This is a genomic window from Mycobacterium paraterrae, from assembly GCF_022430545.2.
Classification (GTDB): domain Bacteria; phylum Actinomycetota; class Actinomycetes; order Mycobacteriales; family Mycobacteriaceae; genus Mycobacterium; species Mycobacterium paraterrae.
This window is the reverse complement of the sequence record NZ_CP092488.2, coordinates 2,182,563-2,199,543: the sequence shown is the minus strand read 5'-3', so window position 1 is coordinate 2,199,543 and position 16,981 is coordinate 2,182,563. Positions and strand designations below refer to the sequence as shown.

The 16,981-nt window shown below is 66.2% G+C and carries 17 protein-coding genes and 3 pseudogenes; 7 read left to right on the top strand and 13 right to left on the bottom strand.

The features are described from left to right. Positions 1-107 precede the first annotated feature (107 nt). Positions 108-1,232, bottom strand: coding sequence for an FAD-dependent oxidoreductase (locus MKK62_RS10510; RefSeq protein ID WP_240261134.1), 1,125 nt, complete (start codon positions 1,230-1,232; stop codon positions 108-110). 140 nt (positions 1,233-1,372) lie between these two features. Here MKK62_RS10510 and MKK62_RS10505 point away from each other — a divergent pair, with 140 nt between their 5' ends. Together MKK62_RS10505 and MKK62_RS10500 are read left to right on the top strand one after the other, a co-directional pair. Then, positions 1,373-1,750, top strand: a complete 378-nt coding sequence (locus MKK62_RS10505) for a hypothetical protein (RefSeq protein ID WP_240264216.1) — start codon at positions 1,373-1,375, stop codon at positions 1,748-1,750. A 177-nt stretch (positions 1,751-1,927) separates the two neighbouring features. Beyond that, entirely contained in the window at positions 1,928-3,076 is a 1,149-nt protein-coding gene (locus MKK62_RS10500) for an MFS transporter (RefSeq protein WP_240261135.1), read from the top strand. On the opposite strand, the gene MKK62_RS10495 is transcribed toward MKK62_RS10500, so the two are convergent. From MKK62_RS10495 to MKK62_RS10475, 5 genes are all read right to left on the bottom strand, one after another. Next, positions 3,047-3,721 carry a hypothetical protein gene (locus MKK62_RS10495; protein ID WP_240261136.1) on the bottom strand — a complete coding sequence of 225 codons (675 nt, stop codon included), beginning with the start codon at positions 3,719-3,721 and terminating at the stop codon, positions 3,047-3,049. The two genes, MKK62_RS10500 and MKK62_RS10495, sit on opposite strands and share 30 nt — an antisense overlap. Before the next feature lie 189 nt (positions 3,722-3,910). Continuing rightward, on the bottom strand, positions 3,911-4,339 hold the full coding sequence (locus MKK62_RS10490; protein ID WP_240261137.1) for a pyridoxamine 5'-phosphate oxidase family protein: 429 nt from the start codon (positions 4,337-4,339) through the stop codon (positions 3,911-3,913). A gap of 30 nt (positions 4,340-4,369) precedes the next feature. After that, positions 4,370-5,374: an NADP-dependent oxidoreductase gene (locus MKK62_RS10485; RefSeq protein ID WP_240261138.1), complete on the bottom strand. Its 1,005-nt coding sequence runs from the start codon at positions 5,372-5,374 to the stop codon at positions 4,370-4,372. Further along, positions 5,371-6,375, bottom strand: coding sequence for an LLM class F420-dependent oxidoreductase (locus MKK62_RS10480; protein WP_240261139.1), 1,005 nt, complete (start codon positions 6,373-6,375; stop codon positions 5,371-5,373). The genes MKK62_RS10485 and MKK62_RS10480 overlap by 4 nt, the downstream gene beginning before the upstream one ends. Next, positions 6,372-7,502: an acyl-CoA dehydrogenase family protein gene (locus MKK62_RS10475; protein WP_240261140.1), complete on the bottom strand. Its 1,131-nt coding sequence runs from the start codon at positions 7,500-7,502 to the stop codon at positions 6,372-6,374. The genes MKK62_RS10480 and MKK62_RS10475 overlap by 4 nt, the downstream gene beginning before the upstream one ends. Before the next feature lie 86 nt (positions 7,503-7,588). Here MKK62_RS10475 and MKK62_RS10470 point away from each other — a divergent pair, with 86 nt between their 5' ends. Further along, complete coding sequence (locus MKK62_RS10470) at positions 7,589-8,071, top strand: winged helix-turn-helix transcriptional regulator (protein ID WP_240261141.1); 483 nt, start codon at positions 7,589-7,591, stop codon at positions 8,069-8,071. A 100-nt stretch (positions 8,072-8,171) separates the two neighbouring features. Next, positions 8,172-9,257 (top strand): LLM class flavin-dependent oxidoreductase, encoded by a 1,086-nt coding sequence (locus tag MKK62_RS10465; RefSeq protein WP_240261142.1) that lies wholly within the window; start codon positions 8,172-8,174, stop codon positions 9,255-9,257. Positions 9,258-9,270: 13 nt separating this feature from the next. Here MKK62_RS10465 and MKK62_RS10460 read toward each other — a convergent pair whose 3' ends face one another. Further along, a complete protein-coding gene (locus MKK62_RS10460) occupies positions 9,271-9,987 on the bottom strand; it encodes an NUDIX hydrolase (RefSeq protein WP_240261143.1) in 717 nt (238 codons plus the stop codon). A 133-nt stretch (positions 9,988-10,120) separates the two neighbouring features. Here MKK62_RS10460 and MKK62_RS10455 point away from each other — a divergent pair. Together MKK62_RS10455 and MKK62_RS10450 are read left to right on the top strand one after the other, a co-directional pair. After that, positions 10,121-11,538: pseudogene (locus tag MKK62_RS10455) on the top strand (MFS transporter). A 13-nt stretch (positions 11,539-11,551) separates the two neighbouring features. Then, a complete protein-coding gene (locus MKK62_RS10450) occupies positions 11,552-12,127 on the top strand; it encodes a hemerythrin domain-containing protein (RefSeq protein ID WP_240261144.1) in 576 nt (191 codons plus the stop codon). Positions 12,128-12,181: 54 nt separating this feature from the next. Here the strand turns inward: MKK62_RS10450 and MKK62_RS10445 are convergent. Beyond that, positions 12,182-12,622: pseudogene (locus MKK62_RS10445) on the bottom strand (HNH endonuclease signature motif containing protein); the annotation flags it as partial. Between the two features lie 129 nt (positions 12,623-12,751). On the opposite strand from MKK62_RS10445, the gene MKK62_RS10440 reads away from it, so the two are divergent. Beyond that, a complete protein-coding gene (locus MKK62_RS10440; protein ID WP_046187329.1) occupies positions 12,752-13,987 on the top strand; it encodes an IS256 family transposase in 1,236 nt (411 codons plus the stop codon). Positions 13,988-14,037: 50 nt separating this feature from the next. Here the strand turns inward: MKK62_RS10440 and MKK62_RS10435 are convergent. From MKK62_RS10435 to MKK62_RS10415, 5 genes and pseudogenes are all read right to left on the bottom strand, one after another. After that, positions 14,038-14,853: pseudogene (locus tag MKK62_RS10435) on the bottom strand (DUF222 domain-containing protein); the annotation flags it as partial. Between the two features lie 108 nt (positions 14,854-14,961). Next, the gene (locus MKK62_RS10430; protein ID WP_240261145.1) at positions 14,962-15,273 is read right to left on the bottom strand and encodes a PE-PGRS family protein; all 312 of its coding nucleotides are present in this window, start codon (positions 15,271-15,273) and stop codon (positions 14,962-14,964) included. A 62-nt stretch (positions 15,274-15,335) separates the two neighbouring features. Next, a complete protein-coding gene (locus MKK62_RS10425) occupies positions 15,336-15,689 on the bottom strand; it encodes a VOC family protein (RefSeq protein WP_240261146.1) in 354 nt (117 codons plus the stop codon). 2 nt (positions 15,690-15,691) lie between these two features. After that, positions 15,692-16,093, bottom strand: coding sequence for a VOC family protein (locus tag MKK62_RS10420; protein ID WP_240261147.1), 402 nt, complete (start codon positions 16,091-16,093; stop codon positions 15,692-15,694). Then, complete coding sequence (locus tag MKK62_RS10415; RefSeq protein WP_240264217.1) at positions 16,083-16,886, bottom strand: helix-turn-helix domain-containing protein; 804 nt, start codon at positions 16,884-16,886, stop codon at positions 16,083-16,085. The genes MKK62_RS10420 and MKK62_RS10415 overlap by 11 nt, the downstream gene beginning before the upstream one ends. Positions 16,887-16,981 lie beyond the last annotated feature (95 nt).

The window sequence follows — 16,981 nt, the reverse complement described above, 5'->3', positions numbered from 1 at the left end:
TCAATGCGTAAACCATTGCCTTACTCAATATTTCGTCAAGACGACCCTCCCGCCAGCATTGAGCAGGGCACTCGAACAGCTCGTCGACCCACCGGCCGAGTCCGACGTCAGACCGGCGGAGCGCCTTCGCGTACGCCGCCGTACATGCCCCGGCGCACGATCAGCGGCATGACCACGCGCTCGACGGGCCAGGACGGTATGCGGAACGCCTGACCGGTGGGCAGGAAGACTTCCAATCCGTCGGGCTGAATGCCGAGGACTGAGCCCCACCGTCGGCCGGGCGCCCGGTAGCTATGCAGCCGCCTCCCGGTCAGCGCGGCGTGGACGTTGCGCGCAACGAGGGCGTCGCCGCGGTTGCGGGCCGAGCTGCGCAGCGGGTCGGTAGCCGCGACATCTCCGGCGGCGAATACCGCCGGATGCCCCGGTGCCCGTAATTCGGGGGTGACGCGGACGAATCCGCCGTCGTCGAGCAATTCGCGTGGCAGCCATTCGGTGTTCGGTCGCACCCGCCCGATGGCCCAGAGCACCGCGTCCGCCGACGAGGCCGGCTGCCCGCTGCTCCAGTCGACGCCGCCGCTGGTGATTTCGTCGCCGGAGAACCCGTCGACCAGTGCGGCGCGGTGGCCAGGGTGCAGCCCCACCCCGAGCTCGGCCAACCGGCGGCTGATTCGCTGCCAGATCCGCGGGTGGTAGTCAGCCAGCGCCCGGTCGCCGGGAAAGTAGAGGTCGACTCGCTTGTCCGCCCAGGTGGTCGCGAGGTTGACCGCGCTGGTGACGGCTGCGGCGCCGCCACCGACGACAATCACCGACGCGGCGCTGGCGAGCCGCTCGTGGTCGGCGCGCAGACTGGCCGCTACTTCGGCGGCCGACTGCAGGGTCGGGCGGCGCCAAAAACCGTTGGTGACGCCGGTTGAAATGACCAGTGCGTCGTATCCCTCCACGAACGGGTTGCCGTCGCCGCCCTGTCCTGCCACGGTCTGCTCGGCCAGGTCCATACCGGTGAGTGCGCCTTGGATGATTCGGACCCGGTCGAGCCGCCGGAACCGGTCGAAGGAAATCCAATAGTCGCGGGCCCAGTCACGCGGTCGCGCCAGCCGGACGCCTACCTCCTGGCCGCTGACCAGGCCGGGCTTGACCGAGATGCCGACGACGTCGAAGTGCTTGGCGAGCCGCATCGCAGCCAGGATGCCCACATCGCCCAGTCCCGCGACGACGACCCGCTTGCGGCCCATAGCCGCGAACTGTAACAGGTTCTAGTTCAGGGCACTCAGCACTCGGGCCGGGCCCAAGGGGTGCTGTAGAAAGTTTCCGCCGACGTAATGGCCGTGAAGTCGCCGATATCGGAGACGTGCTGGCTACACTTCGGCGTGTGATGCCGCCCACCACGCCTTGGGGAAACGAATACGGGCAACTGCCGCAACGGCTCCGGATGGCCAGCCGTCTCGCCGGGCGTCGGCAAGCGCGACGACTCAGTCGTCGTTTCGCGCGCGTGGGTGTGAGCACATCGCCGGACCGCCTACGGCAAATGCTGGCCGGCTCCCCGGTCGCCCGTGCCGAGGTCACCGATTTCACGTTCGCGATGATCGCGACACAGTATCGGCGGGACCAGTTTCGGGCGCGGGTGCGGCGGATGAAGCGCCGCGGAACTCGCTCGCTGCTGTTCGTGGGCATGGTTCTGGTGACGCTCAATTTTTTGTTCTGCATGGCGTGGGCGCTATTCACTCTGACGCTCGAAACGTCGCCGCTCTGACGTGCGTGCCGCTTAGCTGAACTCCGCATTAATTGCGTTGCGATCGCAACCAGACCGGGAATAACTTCCCAGGCGTCGTGGTCGTGTCTGATCGCGACCACGGGAGGACTGGAGTTCATGAACGCGCCACACGGATCATCAGCCTTGCTGTCGAGGCCATCAGCTAGGCCGGCTGGCGTGGACTTCCAATTCGGCGCGGTGCTGGCGGTGCTGCTGGTGACCGGCTGGGTCGCCAATCATTTCGTCGCACTGATGCCGACGATCAGTGACCGCCAGCACCTGAGCATGGCGACGCTAGACGCGATCTTTGGCATCTACGCGGTGGGATTGCTGCCCGGGCTGCTGATCGGAGGCAAGGCATCGGATGTGTTCGGACGGCAGGCGGTGGCGCTGACGGGTTCGACGACCGCGGTGATCGGCACCGTAGCGATGCTGCTGTCCCAGCAGCCGGATGTGCTGTTGATCGGGCGCCTGGTCGTCGGGGCCGGTGTGGGTCTGGCGATGACGTCAGGCACCGCGTGGGCGTCAGACCTCCGCGGTACCGCGGGCGCGGCGACGGCCGGAGCTGTGCTCATCTCAGGCTTCGCGATCGGACCACTGGTTGGTGGCTTGATCGCGGGGGCCGCGCGACCCGGGGTCGAGCTGTCGTTCGCGTTAGCGGCGATTCTCGTTGTGATGGCGATGGCGATCACGATCGTGGCGACCAGACGGACAGCCGCGGTGCCGGCCACCACGTCGGGAGCGAAAGGCAATGTCGCACAAAGCCTCTCCGTTAGAAGAGCTCTGAGTTGGGCGATGCCGCTGGCACCGTGGGTGTTCGCGTCGGCCACCCTGGGATTCATCACGATCCCGTCGCGGGTTCACACCGAGCTCGCCGCACCCGTCGCCGCTGGGCTCGCCGCCCTCATCGTCAATGGAGCGAGCGGCATCATCCAGATCATCGCTCGGGCCGGCTCGTGGGGTCCGTGGGCAGGGACCGTAGGTGCGGGGCTGGCAGCGCTGGCGTATGCGCTGATCGCAGTAGCTCCGACCGCTATGACGCTGCCGCTGGCGCTGCCGCTGTTACTGATCTTGGGCTGCGCGTCCGGGCTTTCACTGCGTGAAGGCCTGATCGACTTGGAAGCCGCTGCACCGCAACATGTTCGAGGTGCGTTGACCGGTGTCTTCTACTCGACGACGTATATCGGCTTCGGCCTGCCGCTGCTGCTGACCACCGTCGGAATCGACGGATCGCACCTCATCCTCGCCGCGATGGCGGTGCTCGCGGCAAGCGTGGCCACCCTGCGGACGATGCGACTACGCCGAGACAGCCACCGGAAGCGCTGATTCCGGCCTCAGCGACCGGACGCCGGCGACCGGAGTGGGCCCATTGCCCATCACGCTCAGCCCGGCGAGTCGACGCCAGGAGCGGATCGCGTGGCGGGTGACATCGACCACCCGTGCGACGCCCGTATCAATGTTGGCCAGCCGGTGCGCGCGCAACGCGTTGCCGGTGACGGCATCCAAGGTGTTCCAATCGTCGGTCTCGACGAGCGACGTGGACTGGCAGGCGGCTCGCACCGCATACAATTCCGCGCCCTCGGCGGCCTCGCAGGCGGCACGCCCCGCCTTCGCCGCGCCGTCCCAGCTGACAATCGACGGCACGTCACCGGGCACGAAATTGCGGTGCAGCTCGGCGATCTCGGCGATGGCATCGGCGGCCGCGCCACGGGCGTAGCCGAGCACACCCCATGGCGGGCTGGTCAGCAGCTTCGTCACCCAAAGGTGCGTGATGGCGTCGGCGACCTCGGCGGTCCCGACGGTCAGCCAGCCGAGGTCGAGCACCAGCAGGCTGTTCTCCGGCGACAGATAACCGTCGGGTTCGGCAAGCATGTCGTTGCACAACTGCACGAACGACGCCAACGGCCGCGCCGATGTCGCCGGGAAGTCGGTGAGCTGCTCGTCGCCATTGATGTACGAAATCACGTTCATCGCACACCCTTTGCCCGATCCGGGCTGGTGCGATCCCCGCGCGAGTCGCATCGGGCTGGTAATGCGGTCGAGGTCCATCTGGGGTACTTCCTTCAGGGTTCTCGAGCGTAACGACCTAGGTCCTTGAGACCGCCAGCTTAAGCCAGGTCAGTCCGTCAGCGGCCCCGACACACGACGGACACGCTAGGGCTACAACTCGTCGGAGAAGTCGGCGGTGATCCAGCGGTCCGGCCGAATGGTGAACAGGATGCCTGGCTGATCCGCCATGCTTTGGACAAACGCTCGACCGCCTTCTTCGCCGAGGTAACGGATCGCGATGGCCTCGCGCACGTCCAGCGGGGCCGGCGTGACGGTGTCGACCACAGTGCCCTCGACGACCACGTACTGATACGGCGGCTCTTCGCGCTGCACCGCCAGGGTCACCGCGCCGGCCTGCTGGATAAGCCTGGTCTTGCGGGCGTTCACCCCGGTGTTGACCAAGATGTTTCCGCCGGGCGTGTAGCCGTACCACATCGGCACGCTGGCGGGCGGTCGCCCGTCGGCGGCGGCGACCGACAAGATCGCGACGTGCTTGTCGGCGAGAAATTGTTGACGCTGGGTTTCGCTAAAGGCAGCCATGGCCCAGTCCAACCAGTCCGTGCGCGGTACCTATTCCCCCAGCGCCAGGATCAGCTTGCCGGTGTTCTCGCCGCGGAACAGCTTGAGCAGCGTCTCGGGAAAGTCGGCTACATCGCCGTATTCGATCTGCTCGTGGGAACGCAGTTCGCCCCTCTTGAGCCATTTGGCTAGTTGCGCAACCCCTTCCGGGTACCGATGCGCGTAGTCGAAGATGACGAACCCGGTCATCGATGCGCGCGCGACCAACAGTTGCATGTAGTTCGCGGGTCCGCGCGGCGTGTCGTTGTACTGCGACACCGCCCCGCACAGCACGATCCGCGCCCCGCGAGCGAGCCGGTTCAGGGCGGCCTCGAGGGTGGCTCCGCCGACGTTGTCGAAGTAGACGTCCACTCCGTCGGGGGCGTGGACCTTGAGTTCTTTCCGTAGGTCGGCGGACTTGTAGTCGATCGCGGCGTCGAATCCGGCTTCTTCGACGAGCCATCGACGCTTCTCCTCGCCGCCGGCGATGCCGATCGCGCGACATCCTTTGATCCGGGCGATCTGCCCGACGATACTGCCGACCGATCCGGCCGCCCCCGACACCAATACGGTCTGCCCCGGCTCGGGCCTGCCGACGTCGAGCAGGCCGAAATAGGCGGTCAGCCCGCTGATGCCAAGGGCGCTGAGGTAAACCGGCGCCGGCGCCAGTGTGGTGTCGACCAGGTTGACATCGGTACCGTCGGACACGGCGTAGCGCTGGACTCCGAAAATGCCGGACACGTGCGCGCCGACCGGGAAGGCGGGGTGTCGGGATTCGACGACTCGGCCGACACCCAAAGCCCGCATCACCTCGCCGATTTCCACCGGCGGCACGTAACTTCGCCCCGCATTCATCCACGTGCGCATGGCGGGGTCGATTGAGAGGTAGCTGACCTGGACCACGAATTGTCCATCGTTCGCAACACGTTTGGGCTCTTCGACGATATCGAAGTCCGTTGCCTTCAGCGTCTCCTGGGGGCGCGCGGCAAGTCGGCATTGCACGTTGACGGTGGTCATAGGGCGGTCTCCTGAGGGGTTGGGATGGTACGAGCGATGTCCGCGGCGCAGGCCAGGGCGATGCGGCCGGCAGGGTCCTCGGCAGTCACAGGAATCACCGCAACGGTGTCGGCTCCGGCATCCAAGTAGGCCCGTATCCGATCGCCGACCTGTTCCGGCGTGCCCAAAGCGGCTAATTCACTGGCCAATTCGAGCGGGATCGTGCCCGCCAGCTCCGCCCGCCGGGCGCCCGCCCGGGCGCGCTCGACCAGCTCGGTGAATCCGAGGTCGCAGAACATCTCGCCATAACCTGGCGGGGCGAGGTAGACCGCGAGCTGACTCGCGAGTTGATGCAGTGCCGCCGCACCGGGCCGCACGGCGACCGGCACCCACGCCGTCACGTGCGGCGGCACCCGACCCGTCGCGGTGGCCCGCCGGTCCATCTGCTCTCGAATCCGTGCCACGCGTTGCGGTGATGCGAGATTCAGTACCAGCTCGTCGGCGCACTCGGCAGCGAGCCGCAGCATCGACGGACCGAATGCTCCGACGCCAATCGTGCAGTGCCGCAGGGGATTCCGTAGTCGGAAACCATGACTGCGGACATAGCGACCGTCGTAGTCGCCACGCTCGCCGCGCAGGATGGGGCGCAGGCACTCGATCGTCTCCCGCATCCTTCCGACACTGTGCGACCAGTCCCGGTCATGCCAGCCAGAAACGATAAAGGGACTTGAGGCGCCCAAGGCGATGTCAACCGGCACGCCGGTGACGCCGGCAACTGTGCTGGCGCCCAAAGCGATCGAGGCGGGCGTTCGCACGCTGATCGGCAGCGGTCCGATCCGCAGTCTCAGACCGGGGGCACGGGCGCCAATGGCGGTGGCCAGCGCGAAAGCGTCGAACGTCGCCATCTCGCCGATCCAGAGCCCGTCGAGTCCGGCCGCATGGACTGCTTCGGCGATCTCGAGTGCCTCCAGGTCGGGCCGGTCGAGCCAGAACGGCAGGACTGCCTCGATCGGAGATCTCACAGCATCGCCGCCTCGCTGGCCTGACCCAGTAGTATGCGGCCCGGCAGTTCCCGCGACGCCTCGTTCACCTGGAAGTGCGCGGTGGCGGTGAATGCGTCGCGCAGCCGTCGTTGCAGCGGTGCGCCGTCGTAGATGGCGCTGCCGCCCGCCAGGTCGTACATCGATCGCACGATGTCGGCCGAGACACGCGCCCCGTGCGTTGCGGCGAGTCGCAGGCGAGTGCGTACCGTCAACGGTATATGCGGCCCGGCTTCAGCTGCCGCCCAAGCGCTTTCGATGGCTTGGTAGTAGCCAGCCCGGGCGGCTTCGAGTGCCGAGTCGGCCGTGGCGACCGCCGATTGAATGGTGGATCGCTCGGCCAGTGTGCGGCTGGCGGCCACACCCTTCTTGGTCATGGCCAGCTCGACGAAGTCGTCGATCGCGGCCCGCGCGTTTCCCATCGCCGCCGCGGTGATGCATGCCGCGAAGAATCCGAACGGCGGGAATCGGTACAGCGGTCGGTCGATCACCGGGCCGTCGAAGATCGACAGCACGCGCTCGTCGGGGACGAACACGTCGTCGGCGACGGTGTCATGGCTGCCGGTACCGCGCAATCCGAGTGTGTGCCAGGTGTCGAGGATGTGCAGTTGCCCGGTCGGCAACGCGACCACAGCGGGCTTGTCGTCCAGGATGCAACCGGCGAACAACACGTCGGCGTGGGTGATCCCGCTGCAAAACGCCCACCGCCCCGAGACCACCACCCCGCCGGCCACGCGGTGCGCCCTACCCTGGGGCGCCCACACCCCGGCTGCCAGTCCGCGGCCGCCGCCGAACAACTCGGTACGGCTCGCGGGCGGCAGATAAGCGACGAGCAGGGTGCTGGTGATGCCGATCGACACGCACCATCCAGCCGACGCGTCGCCGCGCGCCACCTCCTCCGCACAGCGCAGCGCTGTTCCCGCCGGCAACTCCAGCGCATCGACCTCCTGCGGCGCCCCGGCCCGCAGCAGCCCCGAATCACGCAGCGCCTCAACCAATTCGGTCGGCAGCCGGCGCTCAGCGTCGATGCGTTCGGCCATCCCGCGGGCCAGGTCGGCGAGCTGGCGGGCGCGGGAAAGTACGGGCGCGGTCATGACGTCGGTGTCCATACGTCCTCGCTTTGCACAGGCGTCGTGGTGGTCCGGTCACGTTACCACTACCGGTTTATTTTTTGAACCGGTACATTGGGTGAACCATGGACTACCCGGATCTGTCCCATCGCTTCGAGGGGGAGTCCGTCGCGCGCACGCTCGAGATCGTCGGGGAACGCTGGACGCTGCTGATCCTGCGTGAAGCGTTCTTCGGCGTACGTCGGTTCGGCCAGTTGGCGCGCAACCTGCAGATTCCTCGCCCCACCTTGTCGGCCCGCCTGCGAACCCTTGTCGACAAGGGCCTGCTGGAAAAGGTCCGTTACGCAAGCGATCCCGACCGCCACGAATATCGGCTGACAGACCCTGGCCGCGACCTGTTCGCCGCGATCGTCGTGCTGATGCAGTGGGGCGATCAGCACTTGCCAGTCCCCCAGGGGCCGCCGATCGTGCTACACCACCAACCGTGCGACCAGACCGCCGTCCCGGTACTGGTCTGCGCGCACTGCCAACAAGAGATCACCGCGCATAACGTCACGCCTGAGCCGGGTCCCGGCTTCCGAACGCGCGAGTCGGCGGCTCGAAAGTAATCGTTGATCCATCGGGGAATTGAGCCGTCTCGCGACCCGTTGCTCCAGCAATGGTCGTGAACACAAGCCGGCACCATCGTGAGAAGACACTGCTCGGCGCATGAAATTCCTGCTGATCACGCTGATCACCCACGTCCCCGATCCGGTGTCGGGTGAGAAGAAGAGCCCGGCCGAGCGGTTTCGTGACGTCGTCGACAAAGCCGTCCTGGCCGAGAAGTTGGGCTTCGACGGCTTTGCGGTCGGCGAACGGCACGAGGATCCGTTCATCTCGTCCTCGCCGCCGGTTGTGCTCAGTCACATTGCCGCCCGTACCACGACTATCAGTTTGTTCACCGGTGTGACGACGCTGAGCCTGCTCGACCCGGTGCGCGCATTCGAGGACTACTCGACGCTCGACAACCTATCCGGCGGCCGTCTCGAGCTGATTATCGGCAAGGGCAACGGCGCCGCGCAGGCCGAGCTCTTCCACGTCACGACGAGCGACCAGTGGGAGCGCAATCGGGAAGGGTACGAGTTGTTCCGGTTGCTGTGGCACAGCGACGATGTGACGTGGGCGGGGAAGTTCCGACCGAACTTGGTGCACGCGAGGGCGCTTCCCCGTCCGCTGCAACCAGGCATCCGGATCTGGCACGGCAGCGCGACCAGTACCGACTCTGTCGACTTGGCAGCCCGCCATGGTGACCCGATCTTCTCGGCCAACGTGAGCAACCCGGTCGAACCGTATGCCGCTCTGGTGCGCCACTACCGGGAGCGGTGGGAGTTCTACGGTCACCGGCCGGAGGATGCACTGGTCGGCGCGGGAACGGCCGGCTTCTACGTCACCCGGACGTCGCAGGAGGCGGTGGCCGCCTACCGTCCGACGTTCGAGGCGCGACTGGCCTTAGCGCGCCGCGCCGGGATTCCGGTGGTGTTCGACTCCCTCGACGATTTCATTCAGCGGAGCTCCGCGCTGGTCGGTAGTCCCGAACAGGTCGTCGACAAGGTCGGCCGGTACCACGAGCACCTCGGTCACGAGGTGATGCACTTGAGCGCGGATGCGGACGGGTTCACAGCCGCTCAGCAACGTGAAAGCTTCGAGCTCTTCCAGTCGGACGTCGCACCCGTTCTGCGGCAACGCATTCCGAGCCGCCCACTCGTCGCGCAGCGAAATCGCGCGACCACCAGGCGAGACCAAGCGGCAAGCTAGAACCGAAATACGTTCACTTCCAGGCGAACACCGGCTGCTCGAACTCGTCGACCGGATCGTCGCGGCCATCAAGGCACAGCCAGCGAAGCTGCAGCAACACCGCACCTGTCGGCGCATGAATGAGGTCGTTGCCCAGCGGTATCTGGACGACGGGCCGCGAGCTCTCCGGAATCGATATGAATCGCGGTGAGTCTGAACGCCGCAACTGGTGGAGGCCTACCCGATAGACCGCCACCACTTCGTCGGGTGCCGGTTGCGGATTCAGTCGACCTCCACCCCAGATGACGACCGGGGTAATCACATATCCAGATCTGGTCGGATAATCGTCGAGCAATCCCAACACGTTGGCCTCGGCGAGCTTGATCCCGACCTCCTCGTCGAGTTCACGCAGTGCCGCCTCAACAACCGTCTCCCCCGGATCCAGACGCCCTCCCGGAAGCGCCCATTGCGCGGGGTGCGAGCTGAGTCGAGATGTCCTGCGGCACAGCAGGAATGCGGCGCCGCCCGACACGTCGACCATCCGGCCGTCGAGCGATTCCGGCATCGGGCGTCCCGCGATCCAGTCTTCGACGGGCGCAGGATCGATCCGGTCCTCCCCGACCTCCGAGTCCACCAACAGCACCGCGACGGCCGCGTGACGCTTCACCGGATCGTCCACGACGCGACGGTCGTGCCCGGCGAGCCGATCACGGATCTGCTCACGCAGCGCCTCGTCGTACGGGACCGTCATCGCTCGAGCCTAGGTCTTATTCGACTCGTGCGTAGTGACTTAACTAACTCCTTCCGCGATGTCCCCGCCACCCCCTGGCTAGGTATTGTTAGCTATATCTAGCGACCGGGTGGGTGCTTGTCCTGTCGGTCGAATGCAACGCGAGGCGGGCGTGACGACAACAACGCAGGTACCGACGACGCGTTCAACGGCGACCGTTCTGGTGGTGTCGACCGCCGCCTTCCTGGCAAGCCTTGACCTGTTCATCGTGAACATCGCTTTTCCCGACATCCGACAGGCCTTCGGCACCGCCGATCTCGGAGCGATGTCATGGGTGCTGAACGCCTACACCCTCGTCTTTGCCGCATTCATGAATCCGGCGGGCCGGCTGGGCGATCGGTACGGCCATCGCAGGATTTTCCTGGCTGGACTGGTGGTCTTCACGTCGGGCTCGGCCACTTGTGGCCTGGCGGGTTCGTTTCCCATGCTGGTCGCATCCCGCGCCGTGCAGGCCCTCGGTGCGGCGATGCTGATGCCGAGTTCGCCGCGCTTTTGTTGGCCGCGGTCCCCGCGTCCCGGCGGGCAGTCGCCGTCAGCACCTGGTCGGCCGTGGGTGCGACGGCTGCGGCGCTCGGACCGCCAGTTGGGGGGGCGCTGGTCCAGTTGTCCTGGCGCTGGATCTTTTTCGTCAACATCCCGGTGGGGCTGCTGGCCGTGGTGGCCGGGACCGTCGTGCTGTCCAGGGCCGCCGGAACCGGTACCGGTGTTCCAGACCTATTCGGCGCACTCAGTTTGGTGGTCGGTGTCGGGGCGCTGGTGTGGGCACTGATCGAGCTGCCGGTGGTCGGTCGCAGCACCAGCGCTATCACCGCGGCGGTAGTCGGCGCTGTCGGAGCAATGGCGCTGGCTGTGTGGCGTTCACTGCGCCATCCATCGCCGGCCGTCGACCTCGCCGCCGTGCGGGTGCTGCCGATGTGGTCGAGTTGCCTTGCGCTGCTGGTGTTTTCGGCAGCGCACGGGGCGATGTTGCTGAGCGGGGTCATGCTGCTCACCACCGTGTGGGGTATGCCGCCGGCGGCTGCCGGACTGTGCCTGGCGCCGGGTCCCGTCATGGTGGTCGTCGTCTCGCCGCTGGCCGGGCGACTAGTCGGCAAGATAGGTATCGGTTGGGTCGCCGCGGCGGGAGCAGGGCTTTACGCCACCGGGATCGGAATTTGGTTGTCCACCATCGGGACGACACCGCACTATCTGGCCGACTACTTTCCCGCTCAGTTATTCACCGGCGCCGGAGTGGGGTTGGTGTTGCCGAGCCTGTCGGCTGTCACCGGACTCGCCCTACCGGCCGACCGGTGGGGGGCCGGGTCGGCGGTCACGAATACCGCCAGACAGCTGGGCATGGTGTTGGGCACCACCGCGTTGACGATGCTTTACCAGCCCGGCGTCGACCTTGCCGCCGTCCGTCGCGGGTGGGTGTTCGTCGCCGCGGCGGCCGGCACCGCCGCGCTCATCGCCGCCGGATTGGCCGTCCGCTGGAAACCCGCAAGCGGCGAGTCACGACCGGCGCCCAGCTGATTTACTGGTGGGGATGGCCGATATCACCATGCTCATCCTCGACGACCACGACTGGTTTCGCGAACAGTTCGCCAAGCTCGACGAGCTGCAGGCGCAGACACCGGTCAATCGGCACGCGCTGATAAGGGTCTGGCGCCCGCTAGCGGACAAGCTCGACGTGCATGCCCTGATCGAGGAGAAAATCTTCTACCCGCAGCTGCTCAAACGCGGCGGTGACGACGCCGAGGGCGAGACGCTCGACGCGATCGGTGACCACAACGACATCCGCGACGGCGTGCGTGATGCGAACGCCGCAGAACTTGCGACCGATGAGTGGTGGGCGGCGGTCGGACGGACCAGGGTCGCCAACGACGATCACATGGCCGAAGAGGAGCGCGAAGGCCTGGCCGACTTCCGGCGTCACGCACCGATCGGGCTACGCGAGTCGCTCGGGGCTCAGTACCGGGAGTTCATGGCCGAGCATCCCACGACGCGAGGACTGCCGATCGTCGACCGCGATCCGCAGGGCTACGTGCAGGAGCATCAGGCGGACTCGCGAGCGGCGCGCACCGACTTCTCGCTCGGCATCGGCAGCCTCAAGGGGGAATAGCCTATCGAGCGACACCGAACTCGCCTGTGCCGCCGACTGTTTCGTGGCGCACCTTCAGTTGTTTGAGGGTGGCGCCTGTGGTTGGTAGGGGGTGTACCACCACCATTGGGCGCGTTCGCCCAGTGGTCCGGGGTAGGCCGGGACGTCGGGTGGGGGTTGTGTGGGTGTGTGGGCTAGTGCGGCTCCGCTGAGCGGGTGGCCGTCTTCGTCGGTGACGGTGAGGTTGGTGGCGGGTCCGGTCAGGGTGATGCCGCCCTGGTGGTGTAGGCGGTGGTGATAGGGGCAGACCAGGACCAGGTTGTCCAACTCGGTGGGGCCGCCGTCTTCCCAGTGCTGAAGGTGGTGGGCGTGCAGGCCGCGGGTGGCCCCGCAGCCGGGAACCACGCAGGCCCGGTCGCGGCGCTCCAGCGCGCGGCGCAGCCGCCGGTTGATCACCCGGGTCGACCGCCCGGCGCCGATGGGTTGGCCGGCGCGTTCGAACCACACCTCACACGTGGGCGTGTCATTCCATCTGTGTAAGTCCGGGGTGGTCCAAGATCGGACCGCCGTTGGGGCGGACAGAAGGAGTGTTTTGTGACGAAGACCACGCAGTCGTCGGCTGAGGAGAAGTCGGCGGCGCGGCGGCTGGCCGAGACGTTTTCGGCGGAGACGCTGGATTCGCTGATCAAGGATGCGGTGAAGTCGGGCACTCCGATCGACGGCGCGGACGGTTTGCTCAATGAGTTGACTAAGGCGGTGCTGGAGCGCTCGCTGCAGACCGAGATGACTCATCATCTGGGCTATGAGTCCGGGGATCTGGCCGGGCGCGGGTCGGGCAATTCGCGCAACGGGTTCAGCTCGAAGACGGTGTCCACGGTCAACGGTCCAGTGGATATCTCCGTGCCGCGCGACCGCAACGGATCGTTCGAGCCGGCGATCGTGCCCAAGAAGACCCGCCGACTCAATAACATCAATTCCGTTGTGTTGTCGCTGTATTCGCGCGGGATGACCACCCGCGACATTGAAGCCCATCTGCAGGAGGTGTACGGGGCTGCCGTGTCGCGCGAGCTGATCTCTAATGTCACCGACGTCGTGGTCGATGAGATCAAGGCCTGGCAGTCCCGCCCGCTCGATGAGGTCTATCCCATCCTCTACATCGACGGGCTGCGGTTGCGCATCAAGGACAACGGGGTGGTCACGACCAAGGTGGCCTATCTGGCCATCGGGGTGGATCTGGAGGGCCGCAAACACGCCCTGGGGGTCTGGATCCAAGACTCCGAGGGCGCCAAATTCTGGCAGAAAGTCGTCATCGACCTGCGCAACCGCGGGGTGCGCGACATCCTGATCGCCTGCTGCGACGGGCTGACCGGGCTGCCTGATGCGATCCGCTCGACCTTTCCCGACACCGTGGTGCAGACCTGCGTGGTGCACGTCATCCGCAACGCCATGCGCTTCGTGTCCTACAAGGACCGCAAGAAGGTCGCGACCTCGATGCGCGCGATCTATGGCGCGTCGACCACCGAGGCCGCCGAGCTCGCGCTCAAAGAGTTCGACACCGCCTACGGGGCCCAATATCCTGGGGCAATCGACGTTTGGCGCAACGCCTGGCCAGAGTTCGTGCCGTTCCTGGATTATCCGGTGGAGCTGCGCAAGATCGTTTACACCACCAACGCCATCGAGTCGATCAACTTCCAGCTGCGCAAGATCACCAAAAACCGCGGCCATTTCCCCGACAAGGACGCCGCGATGAAGTTGCTGTATCTCGGATTGCGCAACATCTCCAGCGACAGAGGAGGATTCTCGGGCACCGGAACGTACAACTGGACTGTGGCATTGAACACACTCGCCAGACTGTTCCCGGGACGAATTCCGTTGTGTTAGACTACAATTCGTAGTCAAATCACCTCTGACTTACACAAAATTCGTGACAGGCTCTCACACGTCGCATCACAGCTCAGATACTGGCGTTCGGCGTCGGTCAGCAGCGGACCCAGATGCAGGCCGCCAACCTGCTGGTCGACATCGACGTGCACCACCACCGTGGTGTGCGCGCCATGCGGGCGACGCGCAGCCTCAACGTCCCAGCCGGATTCGACCAGCGCCATGAACGCCTCCAGGGTGCCCGGCAGCGGCGGGCGGTCCCCGACCCCACCCGCACCGCCGCCGTGGTCTTGCTTCCACTGCGCGACCAGCGCATCGCGATGCGAAGCCAAAGCCGCATCGAATTTCGCGGCGTCGTCGTGCGGGAGTTTGATCCGCCACCAGCTGAACCGTTCATCACCGCCGCGGCTGATCGAGGGCTGCGGCGGCGGCCCGGGCTCGGGTTCGGGGCGCGGCTCCAAACTCACCGCGGTCCGCAACTGGCTGACCGTCGCCACCGCCGCCAACTGCGCATAGTGCGCATCCGAACCCGCACCGGCGCGGCCAGCGATCACCCCGACCTGATCCAACGACAACCGGCCCTCCCGCAAACCCGCAACACAGCCGGGAAACTCCTCCAGTCGCCCCGCCACCGCAGCAATCGTGTGCGCATTAGCTGATGACGAGCCCAGCTTCCAGGCCAGCAACGCCGCCACCGACCGCGCACCCGTGGCCCCCCACAACTGATCGCCGTCGATCTCCGCGGCGATCTGCACAATCCGCCCATCGATCGCATTGCGCTGACCGGCGAGCTCCGACAACTCCGCAAACAACACCTCGAGGCGCTCGCCACGGCTCACCTCAGGTGACGGCGCGACCACAGACATGACGCCATCATCACACCGAGCACCGACAAATTCCGGCCGCACAAAACGAATCGTGCGGCCCGGGTTACCCCGGACCGCACGATGGTGAGTAGTAGTTACCTAGCCGGATCAGGCGTGGCCGCAGCCGACGCCAAACAGGCAACCGCCGGGCTGACCATTCGGACCGGCGTTCTGGCCGCCGAATCCACAACCGACGCCAGCCACACAGCCTTGGCCGCCGGGTCCGCCGCCTGGACCACTGTCCTGACCTCCGGATCCGCAGGGTCCTCCGTTGGGGGCACATCCGCTGCCGCCCGGGTCCAGCTTGTAAATGACGTGGGCAGGAGCGGCGCCGGCCCCACCCACACTCGCATCGGCCGCAGCGAGAGGCATGACTGCCATCGCCGCGGCGACTGCTCCACCGACAACGACCGATTTCATAACACTGAATTTGGACATGTTAGGCGGCCTACCCTTTGCACAGATGTACAAAACATCGAGTTTCAGTCGTGGTGATTCACGATGTTGACGACGTTGCCGTCGGGTGCCCGGACGAAGAAGCGACGAGGTCCCCATGGCTCGTCCGTCAGCGGATGAACGATTTCGTAGCCGCGCGCCCGCGCCTCGGCGAACGCGGCGTCGATGTCGTCGGTACAGACCGAGATGACCGAGTCCTCCGCAGCGGTGAGGTCTGTCGTGACCAGCTGCAGCCTCGCCTCGGCGTCCGGCGACGAGTACCGGGCTACCCAGCCCAGGTTGAACTCTTCTGTCGGCAGCCCGAGGAAATCGGTGTAGAAGCTCTTCGCGGAGGCGATGTCCGCGACGCGCAAATTCGCGAAGATCTTTGTCGCGCGCATGGTCAACTCGGCAGCGAAGCGCCACGATAGTCACCGAAGGACCACAGGTTGCCCTCGGGATCGCGCACCACGAATTCAGTTGCGCCGTAATCTGTTTCGGATAACGTACGGACAACGTCAGCTCGATGCGCGCGAACGCGCTCGAACAGCGCCGCCGGGTCGCCCGTCACGATGTATGCGCCGGCCGTGCCGGGCTCGCGACACCATATGGCCCCCGGCTTGTAACTGCCGAGCATGATGCCGCCGCTTCCTTCGGGCCAGAGCAGTTGGGCGTGGTCGACCGAGTCACCCTCTCCGTAACGGGCGGCAAGGATCATGCCGAAGGTGTCAACGTAGTAGTCGATGAGTCTGGGCGCGTCGTGCGCCTGCAACGTCGGCCACACGGTCGGGTTATTAGAGGTCATGCTCACAGTCTGTGCGGGGTCGGTGCCCGCCGTCTTGAATGTTTCGGAACTCTTCGGCGATCCACCGACCGGGCGACGCTCCGGCGAACCGGGCGAACTCACGCGTCAGGTGGGCTTGGTCGCTGTAGCCCGTGCTCGCGGCGACTGCGGCGAGATCGACCGTCGCATGGCGCCGCCGCACCGAATCGGCGATCCGCGCCGTCGCCCGCTCGAATCGCATCAGCATCGCGACCGTCTTAGGCGAACGGCCGACCTCCCGGTGAAACAACGTGGTCAGGTGCCTGGCAGAGACACCGACCCGGTCAGCCAACGTCCCCACCGCTACACGTCCGCCACTGAGCTGCAACAGGTGCCACGCCTGCGCCACCTCAGGACGCACTGCGGGGTCGTCCCGCCACCCGGTCGCGAGATACTCGGCGATCCCGCCGAATGCCTCGTCCCAACTCCTCGCCTCGCTGATCCGCTGTTGTAGTCGAGTGCCGTCGCGCCCCAATATCGCCGTTGCGTCCCATGCGCCGGCGCTCAATTCCGCGCTGGGCGCTCCGAACAGTGAGCGAGCCGCGAGCGGATGCACCGCAATCTGCACGCCGGTCTGGCCCCGCCGTTGCCGCACATACGCCGGCTTGACGTGCAAACCACTCAGCAACAGCGGATTCGGCCGCGCGGTCGAAAGGGCCTCGGCCGTTTCGGCCGCCTCCACTCCGTCGTCGAGGCTGACGATGAACGTGAGCGTCGACGACGGCATGCCGCGGTGCAGTGCGCCGGGGTTCTGCATGGAGCGGTAGCCGACCATCGACGTCACGCCAGGCGCGATGCGGGGCGGCGCGGTAGCGAAGTCCCAGACCCGTTCGGACACGGCCTCCACGCTAGCCGCGCTGCCGACGATTA

Excerpts from the sequence above, each read along its gene's own strand:
- MKK62_RS10425 (WP_240261146.1), bottom strand. The coding sequence starts at position 15,689 with ATGCGCGCGACAAAGATCTTCGCGAATTTGCGCGTCGCGGACATCGCC.
- MKK62_RS10465 (WP_240261142.1), top strand. The coding sequence starts at position 8,172 with ATGAAATTCCTGCTGATCACGCTGATCACCCACGTCCCCGATCCGGTG.
- MKK62_RS10505 (WP_240264216.1), top strand. The coding sequence starts at position 1,373 with ATGCCGCCCACCACGCCTTGGGGAAACGAATACGGGCAACTGCCGCAA.
- MKK62_RS10490 (WP_240261137.1), bottom strand. The coding sequence starts at position 4,339 with ATGGCTGCCTTTAGCGAAACCCAGCGTCAACAATTTCTCGCCGACAAG.
- MKK62_RS10475 (WP_240261140.1), bottom strand. The coding sequence starts at position 7,502 with ATGGACACCGACGTCATGACCGCGCCCGTACTTTCCCGCGCCCGCCAG.
- MKK62_RS10485 (WP_240261138.1), bottom strand. The coding sequence starts at position 5,374 with ATGACCACCGTCAACGTGCAATGCCGACTTGCCGCGCGCCCCCAGGAG.
- MKK62_RS10460 (WP_240261143.1), bottom strand. The coding sequence starts at position 9,987 with ATGACGGTCCCGTACGACGAGGCGCTGCGTGAGCAGATCCGTGATCGG.
- MKK62_RS10495 (WP_240261136.1), bottom strand. The coding sequence starts at position 3,721 with ATGAACGTGATTTCGTACATCAATGGCGACGAGCAGCTCACCGACTTC.
- MKK62_RS10510 (WP_240261134.1), bottom strand. The coding sequence starts at position 1,232 with ATGGGCCGCAAGCGGGTCGTCGTCGCGGGACTGGGCGATGTGGGCATC.
- MKK62_RS10450 (WP_240261144.1), top strand. The coding sequence starts at position 11,552 with ATGGCCGATATCACCATGCTCATCCTCGACGACCACGACTGGTTTCGC.
- MKK62_RS10415 (WP_240264217.1), bottom strand. The coding sequence starts at position 16,886 with ATGGTCGGCTACCGCTCCATGCAGAACCCCGGCGCACTGCACCGCGGC.
- MKK62_RS10420 (WP_240261147.1), bottom strand. The coding sequence starts at position 16,093 with ATGACCTCTAATAACCCGACCGTGTGGCCGACGTTGCAGGCGCACGAC.
- MKK62_RS10470 (WP_240261141.1), top strand. The coding sequence starts at position 7,589 with ATGGACTACCCGGATCTGTCCCATCGCTTCGAGGGGGAGTCCGTCGCG.
- MKK62_RS10430 (WP_240261145.1), bottom strand. The coding sequence starts at position 15,273 with ATGAAATCGGTCGTTGTCGGTGGAGCAGTCGCCGCGGCGATGGCAGTC.